General features: G+C 72.5%; 12 protein-coding genes and 1 pseudogene. 9 read left to right on the top strand and 4 right to left on the bottom strand.

The window, feature by feature from the left end; translation table 11 throughout:
• Positions 1-112 precede the first annotated feature (112 nt).
• The 5 genes and pseudogenes from ACH4E7_RS24840 to ACH4E7_RS24820 all read left to right on the top strand — a co-directional run.
• The gene (locus ACH4E7_RS24840; protein ID WP_396251230.1) at positions 113-691 is read left to right on the top strand and encodes a TetR/AcrR family transcriptional regulator; all 579 of its coding nucleotides are present in this window, start codon (positions 113-115) and stop codon (positions 689-691) included.
• Positions 692-920: 229 nt separating this feature from the next.
• Positions 921-1,391 (top strand): agmatine deiminase family protein, encoded by a 471-nt coding sequence (locus ACH4E7_RS24835; protein WP_396251229.1) that lies wholly within the window; start codon positions 921-923, stop codon positions 1,389-1,391.
• Between the two features lie 70 nt (positions 1,392-1,461).
• On the top strand, positions 1,462-2,616 hold the full coding sequence (locus ACH4E7_RS24830; protein ID WP_396251228.1) for an agmatine/peptidylarginine deiminase: 1,155 nt from the start codon (positions 1,462-1,464) through the stop codon (positions 2,614-2,616).
• Positions 2,617-2,681: 65 nt separating this feature from the next.
• Positions 2,682-3,038 (top strand): hypothetical protein, encoded by a 357-nt coding sequence (locus ACH4E7_RS24825; protein ID WP_396251227.1) that lies wholly within the window; start codon positions 2,682-2,684, stop codon positions 3,036-3,038.
• Positions 2,951-3,202: pseudogene (locus tag ACH4E7_RS24820) on the top strand (aminotransferase class IV); the annotation flags it as partial. The gene ACH4E7_RS24825 and the pseudogene ACH4E7_RS24820, both read left to right, overlap by 88 nt.
• Before the next feature lie 301 nt (positions 3,203-3,503).
• Here ACH4E7_RS24820 and ACH4E7_RS24815 read toward each other — a convergent pair.
• The gene (locus ACH4E7_RS24815) at positions 3,504-5,576 is read right to left on the bottom strand and encodes a HelD family protein (protein WP_396251226.1); all 2,073 of its coding nucleotides are present in this window, start codon (positions 5,574-5,576) and stop codon (positions 3,504-3,506) included.
• Positions 5,577-5,690: 114 nt separating this feature from the next.
• Complete coding sequence (locus ACH4E7_RS24810) at positions 5,691-7,316, bottom strand: ADP-ribosyltransferase domain-containing protein (protein WP_396251225.1); 1,626 nt, start codon at positions 7,314-7,316, stop codon at positions 5,691-5,693.
• Between the two features lie 195 nt (positions 7,317-7,511).
• Between ACH4E7_RS24810 and ACH4E7_RS24805 the strand changes: the two genes are divergently transcribed.
• Positions 7,512-8,192 (top strand): macro domain-containing protein, encoded by a 681-nt coding sequence (locus tag ACH4E7_RS24805; protein WP_396251224.1) that lies wholly within the window; start codon positions 7,512-7,514, stop codon positions 8,190-8,192.
• 110 nt (positions 8,193-8,302) lie between these two features.
• Positions 8,303-8,671: a DUF4180 domain-containing protein gene (locus tag ACH4E7_RS24800; RefSeq protein WP_396251223.1), complete on the top strand. Its 369-nt coding sequence runs from the start codon at positions 8,303-8,305 to the stop codon at positions 8,669-8,671.
• Positions 8,672-8,768: 97 nt separating this feature from the next.
• Here ACH4E7_RS24800 and ACH4E7_RS24795 read toward each other — a convergent pair whose 3' ends face one another.
• Positions 8,769-9,155, bottom strand: a complete 387-nt coding sequence (locus ACH4E7_RS24795; RefSeq protein WP_396251222.1) for a RidA family protein — start codon at positions 9,153-9,155, stop codon at positions 8,769-8,771.
• Between the two features lie 72 nt (positions 9,156-9,227).
• Here ACH4E7_RS24795 and ACH4E7_RS24790 point away from each other — a divergent pair, with 72 nt between their 5' ends.
• Entirely contained in the window at positions 9,228-10,148 is a 921-nt protein-coding gene (locus ACH4E7_RS24790) for a LysR family transcriptional regulator (protein ID WP_396251221.1), read from the top strand.
• Positions 10,149-10,300: 152 nt separating this feature from the next.
• Complete coding sequence (locus ACH4E7_RS24785) at positions 10,301-10,897, top strand: DUF1349 domain-containing protein (protein ID WP_396251220.1); 597 nt, start codon at positions 10,301-10,303, stop codon at positions 10,895-10,897.
• 56 nt (positions 10,898-10,953) lie between these two features.
• Here the strand turns inward: ACH4E7_RS24785 and ACH4E7_RS24780 are convergent, their stop codons facing one another.
• Complete coding sequence (locus ACH4E7_RS24780; RefSeq protein WP_396251219.1) at positions 10,954-12,177, bottom strand: SUKH-4 family immunity protein; 1,224 nt, start codon at positions 12,175-12,177, stop codon at positions 10,954-10,956.
• Positions 12,178-12,321: the final 144 nt, after the last annotated feature.

Here is a 12,321-nt window from a genome sequence, read left to right as displayed (position 1 = left end):
TGATCTTCCATGGCTGGGCCCCATCGCCCCGGGGCAGCCGCACCGGGGCTGACCGGCTCTTCAGACAGGCGGACCGATCCTGGCCGGGGCCGCCCGGGTAAGGTGGTGGATCGTGGCCAGTCGTAAAACGTCGATCCTGGAAGCAGCCGCGCGCGTGATCGCCCGGCGCGGGGTGCGTGGGCTGCGGGTGGAGGAGCTCGCCGCGGAGGCCGGTGTGTCCACCGCGCTCATCTACTACCACTTCAAGGACCGCACGGGGATCCTCCGGCAGACGCTGGAGTTCATCAACGACCGGGCGGAGCGCTACACGACCGAACGCGCGGCGGACGCACCGCCGCTGACCGCGCGCGAGGAGCTGGAGCAGACACTACTGCTGGAGCTCCAGGAAACGGTCGAGGTACGGGAGAACAGCACCGCCTGGGGAGAGCTGCGGGCGAGCGCGGTGTTCGACGAAACCCTGCGCGAGGACCTCGCGCGGGCCACCCGGATCTGGGTCCAGGAGATCGCCGAACTGCTCGGCGTCGTGCGACCGATGTCCTCGGCGGTCGCGCTGGCCGGCGCCGCCGAGCGGCTGACCGCGCTGCTGGAGGGGCTGAGCACGCGCTGGCTCAGCGGGAGCCTGCCGCTGGCGCACGCCCGCACGCTCATGGTCGACGCGATCGACGCCGAGGTGGCCCGGCTCGGCGCCTGATCGGGTTCCGCCCCGGGCGGATCGTCACGCTCCGTGCGGCCTCCCCATGGGAGGAGTCATGGCACGCCGATGAGTTTGACTGATTTTTCAGTCAATGCGAGCCTGAACCCGCAGGAGGGGCGCTGCCGCCGGCCCGGTCCCGTGGTGCGCCGGTGCGTTGCGGCGCGAAGAGTGGACCTGACGGCCCCGCGCGCCCTTCCCGGCACCGTCGCACGATCTGGAGACCCTCATGAGCCACTACCGCGATGACCGTTCCACCGAGGCGTACCCCCGGGTGCCCGCGGACGACGTCCCGCACGCGCGGACCTGGATGTCCTGGCCCTCCCGCCGCGGTGTCTGGGGGCTGCGCCTGGGCGGCGTCCAGGAGGACATCGCCCTGATCGCCCGCACCGTCGCCGAGTTCGAGCCGGTGGTCATGTGCGCCCCCGACGACTGGACCGCGGACAAGGCCCGGGCCCGGTGCGGCTCCGCGGTGGAGGTGATCACCGCGATCCCCACCGACGACCTGTGGATGCGCGACATCGCGCCGGTGTTCCGCCGGGACGGGTACGGCGGTCGACGGCACGGTGATGGCCACCGAGAGCAGCCTGGTCAACGCGCGGCCTTCCCCGGCCGGGAGGTGGTGCAGCTCGACGTCGACCGGCTGATGACCGGGGGCGGCGGCATCCACTGCTCGACCATGCACGAGCCGCTGCCGTGATCCCGCTCCACACCCGCATCCTCCCTCGCCGACCCCGACCCTCAGCCGGAGCAGCCGTATGACCACCGCCATGTCCCGCCGTACCCTGATACGCTCCCTGGCCGGCGCGGGCGTCCTCGCCCTCGGCCTGACCGCCTGCAACGAACTGGACGACCTCGACGCCGGGGACGCCGCCTCGGCCTCCCCCCAGCCCGGCGGGACCGCCCCGGGCGGCGCCGGCGCCCGCCGCTTCGGCGCCGAGTGGGAGAAGCACCTGCGCACGGTGATGTCCTGGCCCGCCTCCGAGAGCGTCTGGGGCGACCAGCTCCCGGACGTCCGCCGGGACGTCGCGGGCCTCGCCCAGGCGATCGCGGCGCGCGAGCCCGTCGTCCTGATGGCCCGCCCCGAGCAGAAGGACGCCGCCCAGAAGGCCTGCGGCTCGGCGGTCGAGGTGGTGCCGATCGCCGTCGACGACCTGTGGGCCCGCGACACCCTGCCGGTGTTCGTGGGGGAGGGCGGCAAGGTCAAGGGCGTCGACTTCAACTTCAACGGCTGGGGCGGCAAGCAGCAGCGCGGCAACGACTCCAAGGTCGCCCGGACGGTGCTGGCCAAGTACGGCGTGGAGCGCGTCGAGACCCGGCTGGTCGCCGAGGGCGGCTCCTTCGAGACCGACGGCCAGGGCACCCTGCTGGTCACCGAGAGCTCGGTGGTCAACGACAACCGCAACCCGGGGATGAGCCGTGACCAGGTCGAGGCGGAGCTGAAGAAGGTCCTCGGCGTGACCAAGGTGATCTGGCTGGCGGGCGTCAAGGGCAAGGACATCACCGACGCCCACGTCGACTGCCTGACCCGCTTCGTCGCCCCCGGCGTGGTCCTGCTCGACCAGGCCTTCCCCGGCAGCCCGGCGGACGTCTGGTCCCGCTCGGCCGACCAGGCCCGCGGCGTGCTCAAGAACGCCGTCGACGCGACGGGCAAGCAGCTGCAGGTGGTGGAGCTGCAGCAGCCCGACCCGGACAAGATCACCGGGCGCGGCGACGCCTTCGTCTCCTCGTACATGAACTTCTACATCGGCTCGAAGGGCGTCTATCTGCCGAAGTTCGGCGACGCCCGGGCCGACGACCGGGCGCAGCAGATCCTCAAGCAGTACTTCCCGGGCCGGGAGATCGTCCCGGTGAAGATCGACGCCATCGCGGCCGGCGGTGGCGGCATCCACTGCGCCACCCACGACATCCCCGCCGTCGGCTGACCCCACCCCTGCTCCGGCGGGCGGGGCTGTCCGAGCAGGACTTCCTCACCAGCGTCGAGGAGCTGGTGCGCGCGGACGAGGCCTGGGTGCCGGGCGCCGACGGCGAGGGCAGCCTCTACCTGCGGCCGTTCATGTTCGCCTCGGAGTCCTTCCTCGGTGTCCGGCCGGCCGACCACGTCACCTACTCGGTCATCGCCTGCCCGGCCGGGCCGTACTTCCCCTCCGGCGTCACCGGCATCACCCTGTGGGTCAGCGGCGAGTACACCCGCGCGGGCCGGGGCGGCACCGGCGCGGCCAAGTGCGGCGGCAACTACGCCTCCAGCCTGGCGCCCAGATGGAGGCCAGGCAGCACGGCTGCGACCAGGTGCTGTTCCTGGACGACACCGGCGGCGAGGGCGACCTGGAGGAGTCCGGCACGATGAACCTCTGCCTGGTCACCTCCTACGGCGAGCTGGTCACCCCCGGGCTCGGCACCATCCTGGACGGCGTGACCCGCGACTCGGTCCTCGCCCTGGCCGCCGAGTTCGCCCTCACCCCGGTGGAACGCGCCATCACCCTCACGGAGTTGCGCACCGGCGCCGTCGACGGCACGGCCACCGAGGTCTTCGCCACCGGCACCGGCGCCGTGATCACCCCGATCACGGCGTTCAAGGGCCAGGGCTACGAGTTCACCATCGGCACCGGCGCCCCCGGGGAAGCAGACCCTCGCCATCCACGAACACCTCCTGGACATCCAGTACGGGCGCGCGGAGGACGGGCACGGCCGGCTGCGCCGGGTGCTCTGATCCACCACCCGCCTCGCCCGGTCGTCGCCTCCGCCGGATCCGCCGGCGGTTCGGAGGCGGTTCGGAGGCGACGACCGGGTCCGGGCCGGTGGGGGCACCGGTTCACCCTGCGGTCAGCTGCGCCGGAAGCGGACGGGAGTGCAGGATGTCCAGCCGGGACACCGCCCGGGTCAGCACCACGTAGAGCCGGTGCAGTCCGCGCGGCTCGGCCTCGGCGATGGCGGCCGGTTCCAGGACGATCACGTGGTCGTACTCGAGTCCCTTGGCCAGCGAGGCCGGAAGCACCGTCACCCGGGCCGTGCCGCCGACCTCCTCGGCGGAGGCGCTCGGGATCCCGGCGGTTCCCAGTGCGGCGGCGATTCGCGCCGCCGCGCCGTCGGCGGCGATCACCGCGATCGAGCCCTCCCGTTCCAGCGCGGCGCGCGCCGCGACCGCCACCGCCTCGTCCAGGTCGTCCAGGTCGTCCACCGCCCGGATCGCCACGTCTCCGTCCCGGCGCAGCGACACCGCCGGCGGCACGTCGACGTCGAGCGCGCCGAGCAGCCGGTTGGCGAGCGTCATCACGGCGGCCGGGACCCGGAAGCCGGTGGTCAGTGGCACCAGGGTGGCCTGCGGTTTGCCGAGGTGGGCCAGCTGCTCGGTCCAACTGCGGGCCGACCAGGGGGCGGTGGCCTGGGCGAGGTCGCCGAGGACGGTGAGGGAGCCGAAGGTGCTACGGCGGGCGATCGCCCGGCACTGCATCGGGGAGAGGTCCTGGGCCTCGTCCACCACCACGTGACCGAAGCTCGCCGGGCGCTCGATCAGGCCGGCCACCTCGTCGAGGAGGACGAGGTCGTGCTCGGACCACTTGGCGCTCCGTTCCGAGCGCGGTGGCTTCCGCCACAGGATCGCCGCCTGTTCCTCGGGCGAGAGCAGTCCGTCGGCCGCCTCGGCCAGCACGACGGGGTCGCCGAGCAGGGCGGCCACCACGGCCTCCGGGCGCAGCGCGGGCCAGGCGGTCTCCAGGAAGGCCGCGACCGGCCTGCAGCGGCCGACCTTCCGCTGCCAGGCGGCGTTCTGGACGCCGGAGCGCCGCTCGGCCTGGTCCCGGATCAGCTCCATCACCCGGGTGCGGACGTTCTCCCGGCCGACGGCGTACGGCGGCGCCTGTTCGCGGATCTCGGCGACCGTCCGGTCGAGCCTCTCCGCGGGCACCCGCCAACGGTAGGAGCCGTCCGGGACGACCAGTGGTTCGGAGCCGGCGGCCCGGATCCGGCCGTACAGCGCCCGGCGCAGCACTTCGGCCATCCGCGCGTCCTGCTTGATCGCGGCGGCCCGGTCGCCGTCCACCGCGGCGACCGTGCGGCCGGCGGCGACCAGGTCCTCCACTGTGCGCTGGGAGACGTCCAGCTCACCGAGTGCGGGGAGCACCTCGGCGATGTAGCGCAGGAAGGTCCGGTTGGGGCCGATGACCAGTAGGCCGCTGCGTTGGATCCGCTGCGGGAAGCTGTACAGCAGGTAGGCGGCGCGGTGCAGGCCGACGGCGGTCTTGCCGCTGCCGGGGGCGCCCTGGACGCAGACGGACTCACCGAGCTCGCCGCGGACCAGTTCGTCCTGCTCCGGCTGGATGGTCGCGACGATGTCGCGCATCGGCCCGGTGCGGGGGCGCTCGATCTCGGCGGCCAGGATGCCGCTGGGCCCGCCCTCCTCGGCACGGCCGAGGTGCTCGTCCTCCAGGCCGGTCAGGTCCTCCGGCGCGCCCGGGCTCCCCGGCGCCCAGCCGAACCGGCGGCGGCACGCGAGCCCGAGCGGCTCGTGGGCGCTCGCCCGGTAGAACGCCCGGGATACCGGGGCCCGCCAGTCGACCACCAGCGGCGGCACGGTCGGGTCCTCGGAGATGCGCCGGCGGCCCACGTAGTAACGCTGCCCTCGGTGGTCCCCGGCCCCGGGCGCGTCGTCGAAGTCGAGGCGGCCGAAGAAGGACGGGCTGTCCGGCAGCTCCCGCATCCGCTTGGCGCGGGTCCGCAGGTAGCGGCCGAGTGCCTCGGCGCTCGCGCCGTCGCCCGAGACGTCCTCTCCGGCGACGACCTGGTGGCCGGCGTCCGCCACCTGCCAGGCCATCGCCGCCCGGCAGGCCTCGACGTAGGCCCGCTCACGCGCCAGCTCTGCGTCGAGGCCCGTGGTTCTGGACGTCATCGCTTCCCCCGTGGTCGGCTCGGCTGCTGTTCGGAGGAGCCATCATAACTTAACCAAGTAAAGATCCTAACTAGGTTATAGAACAGTGGGCCGCGCTCGACGCAGGACATCGGCTCAGGACACCAGCGGCTCCTCCGCGAGCTCGGTCAGCGTCACGGTGCACAGCCCGCCGCGCTGGGTCCGCACGTCCGTGACCTCCAGCTGGGTGCCCGGCAGCAGGATGAACTCCTCCTCCCCCGTGAACGCCGAGAACCGCTGGATGCCCGCCGCGCGCAGCGGGCGCACCTCGAACAGCGTCCGCTTGCCCCGGCTGCCCAGGAAGGACTGAGCCACCCCGAGCTTGGAGGTGCAGGAGGACACGCCCCACCACGTCACCGTCCGGCCGAGCGGGTACTGCTTGCGCAGGTCCAGCGAGACCCCGCGCCAGAGCGGCTCGGTGCGCGCCGGCAGCTGCGAGACCGCCGCGAACAGCAGCCGCAGGTACGGCAGGTACGGCACCAGCCGGCTGCGGTCCGGCGAACGCAGCACCGCGTTGATCTCCCGGTAGAACGCGGACTCGCAGGTGTAGAGGTAGAGCGCGGCGATCGCGTCGGCGGACAGGCCGGACGCCCCCTCGTCCGCACGCCGCTCGCCGAAGTCGTGCGACAGCGCGACGTGCCGGTCCAGGCCCCGGAGCAGCTCGGCCACCGGAGCCACGGCGTCGCGGAAGTCCATCATCGGCGTGTCGAACACCCCGCTGATCGCCGGGAGTTCGAGGCCCTCGTCCTTGACGCCGGCGAGTCGGTCCAGATACAGCTGGTGCAGCTCCATGGTGGAGGCGATGAACGCGCCCATCCGCTCGGCGACGCCTCCGTCGGCGCCGCCGTGCTGCGCCGTGTCGGCGTTCCAGCCCGCGCTGGGGAGCCAGTCGATCTCCTCCGCGCCGAGCGAGGCGAGCGCGGCGTTCACGGTGGCGAAGTGGTCCCCGTCGCAGAAGATGTCGCCCTGGGCGGCCGGGTTGGCGTGGTCGATGTGGCGCACCTCGACCTCGGGGTACTTCTTCTGCAGCCGCAGCACGACGTTCTTCAGGCTGCGCGCGTGCGCGCCCCACCAGGCGAAGACGACGCCCCGGTCCTCCTCGTCGGCCTGCTGCTTGGCCCGGAGGATCTCCTCGATGATCCGCTCGGCCACCGGCCGCCAGAACCCGGTGTGCCGGTCCGGGCCCATTCCGCCGTCGGCGCTGGCGGTGAGCGCCGCGTTCAGCAGCAGCACGCCCTGGGTCAGCATCGCCTGGAACCACTCCGGCGGCTGGACGGTCTCCTCCTTCTTCAGCAGCGCCCGTATGTCGGCGATCGGCGTCTTCTTGGGGATGCCGTACTTCCACATCGCCGCGGCCTTGATGATGCAGCGGATGCTGACCACCCGGCCGAACTGGCTGTCCTTCCAGTCGTGGAAGGTGTTGTCGAACATGGCGATGCCGGTGGCGCTCTCCGGCCGCGGGTACGGGTTCTGGCCGAAGACCACGACCTTCCACTTGTGCGGGGCGTGCGGCTTGAGCGCCTGGAAGGTCAGCTCGCGGACGGGCACGACCTCCGGACTGCGGCCCGGGCCGATGAACGAGGCGGCCTCGGACTGCGCCTCGATGACCGGCTTCAGCAGCGGGAGCCACGGCTCGCCGCCGCCCTGGAAGAGCTCCGCGAGGGCCAGCGGGTCGTTCGGGTCGGACTGGGTGGCGGGAGTGGGGGTGTCGGCAGCGCTCATGGTGGTACTCCGGCTGGATCGGATCACGGGAAATGAAGTCTGACTGTCCGTCAGCTCTCCGACGGACAGCACATTCCTAGCAGCCGGGACCGACAGTCCCCGGCGGCCGGCCGGCGCCGGACGGATTGTCAGTGGTGCGCGCTAACGTCCTGATCGACAGCGGGAAACAGCTCGACGAACGACAGGAGTTGCAGCATGACGACGGACCGCGCGCAGTCCCCGCTCAGGGTGGTGCTGACGGACCTCAACGCGACGGTGGTCGAGTCGTGGCGGGCGGCCTTCGCCGACACCCCCGGCATCGAGATCCGGCACGGCTCGATCCTGACCGAGGAAGTCGACGCCTGGGTCAGCCCGACCAACTCCGGCGGCCGGATGGACGGCGGGACGGACGCGGCCATCAAGCGACACCTGGGGGCGGGCATCCAACTGAAGGTGCAGCGGGCGATACGCAGCAAGTACGCGGGCACGCTGCCGGTGGGCAGCGCGGTCTGCGTGCCCTCCGGGGCGGTCAACCCGAAGTTCCTGATCTCGGCACCCACGATGCAGTCGTCTTCGCAGAACGTGAGCGAGACGCTGAACGTGGCGCTCGCCTGCGCGGCCGCCTTCCAGGCCGTGCACCGGCAGAACCTGCTGGCGCCGGGCAGCATCCGCTCGGTGGCGCTGGTCGGCATGGGCGCCCAGACCGGGCGGGTCCCGGCCCGGGTGTGCGCCAACCTGATGTGGACGGGCTACACCCTGTTCAACGACCACTGCTTCGAGAACGACGAGGACCTGCGTGCCACCATCCTCGACCAGCTGGACGACATCGAGAAGGCGCCCGCCACCCAGCGGGTGCGCGTTGCACCGCCCACCGGCCGCAGCCGGGCCCGACGATAGCCGCGGCGGGCGGTAAATCGGTTCCGGGCGCCGGGCCTCCTCCCCTAGATTGAGGCTCGTACACGGATGATCCCACCCGGATCATCACGCCCGATCGGCAGGAGACCGCCATGGCAGACACAGTGCAGGAACTGAGCGGGGTGAAGGTGCTCGTGTGCGACCCTGCCGGGCCCGCGATCACCACCGTGCAGGATGCACTGGATCTCATCGGCGCGACCTACGTCGGCGCCGAGATCGTCGCCGTCCCCGCCGACCGGCTGGACGACCGGTTCTTCGTCCTGAGCACCGGTTTCGCCGGCGAGGTCATGCAGAAGTTCGTCAACTACCATGTCCGGCTGGTCGTCATCGGTGACATCTCCCGCCACCTGGAGGCCAGTTCGGCACTGCGCTCGCTGGTCCACGAGTCCAACGCGGCCGGCCACATCTGGTTCCTCCCGGACACCGAGGTCCTCACCGCCCGCCTGGCGGGCCGAGCCTGACGCCCCACCGACGACGGGCCCGGATCCGACGCCGACGGTCGGTCCGGGCCCGTCGCCGAAACCCGACGGGTCCGTTACGGGGAGCGGCGGCCTGCTGTCAGACGGCCCGCCGCGCGTCCACCTCGATCTCGATCCTCATCCGAGGGTCCGCCAGACCGCACACCATCATCGTGGCGGCCGGCCGAACGTCCCCGAAGCAGCGGCGCAGCACCGGCCAGCAGGGCTCGAAGTCTGCGCGCTCGGGCAGCAGGTAGCGCACCCGCACCACATCGGCGAAGCCGCACCCCGCCTCGGCCAACGCCTCCCCGATGGTGCGCAGGCACTGCTCGGCCTGCTCCACCACGTCCTCGGAGATCGTCATGGTGGTGTAGTCGAACCCGGTCGTGCCGGACACATGCACCCAGTCGCCGACCACCACGGCGCGGGCGTAGCCGATCTGCTCCTCGAAGGTCGAGCCACTGAGGATCGCACGTCGCTCTGTCATGCGCGGAACGCTAGGTGGCCTGCGCTGATATGTCCAATACACCGATCAGCATGACGTGATATCCCTAGGCGTATGGAGCAGCGCCCCGAACTCCCCCTCCCCCAGCTGTACGCCTTCACCGTCCTCGCCGAGGAACTCCACTTCGGCCACGCGGCCGCCCGGCTGGGCATCGCCCAGCCCCCGCTGAGCCAGCAGATCCGCCGCTTGGAGGAGAAGGTCGGGCATCCGCTGTTCCACCGCGAACCCGGCGGCATCACGCTGACGGCGGCCGGCCGGGAACTGCTGCCCGCCGCACGGCGGGTGCTGACCGAGCTCGCGGACGGCCTGGCCGCCGCCCGCGCCGTCGGTAGCGGCGAGACCGGACGGCTGCGGATCGGCTTCTCCGCCTCGCTCGCGCTCACCGTCCTGCCCGGCCTGCTGCACACCTTCCGGGGGCGGCACCCGGGCGTGCACCTGGACATCCGCGAGATGACCACGGCGCCGCAGCTCGCCGCCCTGCACGACCGGAGCATCGACCTCGGTCTGCTGCGCGAACCGCCGGACACCGACACCGAGCTCCGCTTCCGGACCGTCCTCAGCGAGCCCTTCGTCGCCGTGTTGCCGTCCGGACATCCGCTCGCCTCCCAACGGACCGTCCGGGTCGCCCAGTTGGCGGGATCTCCGTTCGTCCTGCTCCCCCGCGCGGCCGGCCCGCAGCTGTACGACCGGATCACCGGCCTGTGCACCGCGGCGGGCTTCACCCCGCGGATCGGGCAGCACGCGGTGGAGTGGCAGACGGTGTGCGCGCTGGTGGAGGCCGGCCTCGGCGTCTCGCTCGCCCCGGCGAGCATCCGCCGCATCCGGCTCAAGGGCGTCGCCTTCCGCCGGATCGAGCCCGGCACCGCCCGCACCCGGGTGGCCGTCGCCTGGCGCCGGCACGACCGGAACCCCCTGGTGGCCCACCTGTTGGCGGCCGTCAGCCAGTCCGACCAGGACGGCCCCACCACCGGGTAGCCGCCGCATCAAGCCGGTCGAGGCCTTGAAGCACAAGGAGGGCAACCCGATCCGGCTGATGCTCACGCCCGGACCCACCCCTCCCCCGGCCGCGGGGCGAGTGCTTGGATGTTCTTTCCGAAACTTGCGGCAATCGGTGAAAGGACGGCCCGATGCACCCGCCCCGCGACATCCCCTGGCACGAGGGCAGCTGGCTCAACCCGCCCGAGCACACGCACACCGACGGCACCGACCTCCTGGTCACCGCCTGCGGCCGCAGCGACTTCTGGCGCACCACCGGCTACGGCTTCGTCCGCGACGACGGCCACGCACTGCTCACCGACTTCCCGCCGGGCAGCGCCACCGAGGTCACCTTCATCGCCGACTTCGCCGCCCTCTACGACCAGGCCGGCCTGCTGATCCGGGTCGACCCCCGGACGTGGATCAAGGCCGGAGTCGAGATGAGCGACGGCCTCCCCCACCTCGGCGCGGTCGTCACCCACGGCCTCTCCGACTGGTCCCTCGCCCCCGTCCCCGACTGGCACGGCCGCCCCGTCACCGTCCGCGCCAGCCGCACCGGCGACGCCGTCACCATCCGCGCCCGCTGCGAGGACGGCCCCTGGCGCCTGGTCCGCCTCGCACCCCTCGCCCCCGACGCGCCCGCGGCCGCCGGCCCGTTCTGCTGCTCCCCCGAGCGCGACGGCCTCCAGGTCCGCTTCACCCGCCTCACCCAGGGCCCGGCCGACCCGGCCCTGCACCTGCCGGACTGACGGCCCGGCGGGGCCTGCGGTCGGCAGCCGAGCCGATCGGCTGCCGACGCAAACCACTACTCCAGCAAGCCACCCATGTGCCCGTCATCCACCCGTATCGGCCAGAAGTGGCGATCGCTCGCGAAGGCCACCGGGTCCAGGGCCCGCAGGGTCTCCTCCGCCGCGCCGTCCAGCAGTTCACACGGGTCGAACACCGACCAGGTCCCCGCCGGCTGCGGGCGCTCCGCCTCGCGCCGCTGCGCCCGCAGGCGCTCGAAGGTCCAGAGCACGTACAGCAACGCGGACAGATCGCGGTGCAGGTACGCCGCCGGATCGCCGTCGTCCCACCAGTCGGGCAGTTCGACCTGCCCGGTGGCGCCGTCGAGGGCGACCACGAAGTCGTACATCCACCCGCCGACCGCCAGGAACTCCCCCTGGTGCGGACGGGTGGACATGTCGCCGTCCTCGTCCAGCTCGTAGTTCTCCGGGTAGTCCTCCGCCAGCGTGCCCAGCGGGCCCTCGGCATCGACGTCGAGCAGGCACCGGCCGGAGACGGGCAGTCCGACCTCGGTGAGCAGGCGCCGCGTCGGGCCGTGGGTGAGCTGCTCGGGCAGCTCGTCCTCGGCGAAGCGGCGGACCGCGCCCTCGCCCTCGATCGTCGCGAGGTCCTCGACCAGCGACGGATCGAGCTCGTACGCCAGCGCACCGTCCTCGCCGGTCTTGGCACCCCAACCGAGGGCTCGGATCCGCAGCGCCGTCTCCCAGTGGGCGGGCTGACCGTCCGTCCGCCGGAACAGCTCCGGATCGGCCTCGCGCAACTCCTCCCGGACGACCCGCACGACCTCCGTGACCGTGGCCGGACGGCGCGGCGGCTCCGCGTCCCCCTCGTCGAGGTCGTACTCGCCGGCCGCGGCCGAGGTGACGGCCTCGATCGCCGTCACCAGGGCGATCAGGGTGTCCGGGCCGCTGGCCAGCAAGTCCCGCTGGAGCACACCGTCGTCGTCCGGGCGGGCCAGGTACACCTCGCCGCCGGCGCCGTCCAGCAGCACCGCGACCGGCCCGTGGACCGACCAGGTCTCGTAGCGCGCCTCGCCCAGCACGTACAGGCCCTCGGCCCCCTGGACGGCGCACCCCTCCCACCGAGTCGAGGCGGGCTCAAGCGGATCGGCGCCCGAGTCCCGCAGGTCCAGGTGCGCGTAGGACCAGCACAGCTCCCCGGCGGCGAGCAGTTCCCGACTGGGCCCATGGGTCAGCCCGTCCGGCAACTCCTTGAGCCCCGCGACCTCCACGTCTGCCTCCACCCCTGCTCACCCTCCTCCCCCGCCGATTGACGGACGATCTTCCACCGACGCGAGCGACCATAGCCGACGACACCGACGATCGGCCGACCCGCACCCCCTGCGGACCGTCAACTCCGGCGCAGCAATCACGAAATGGCATGCACG

The sequence above is a fragment of the Kitasatospora sp. NPDC018058 genome (assembly GCF_044327205.1).
Classification (GTDB): Bacteria; Actinomycetota; Actinomycetes; order Streptomycetales; family Streptomycetaceae; genus Kitasatospora.
The sequence above is the reverse complement of the archived record's forward strand: the minus strand, read 5'-3'. Positions and strand labels throughout refer to the sequence as shown.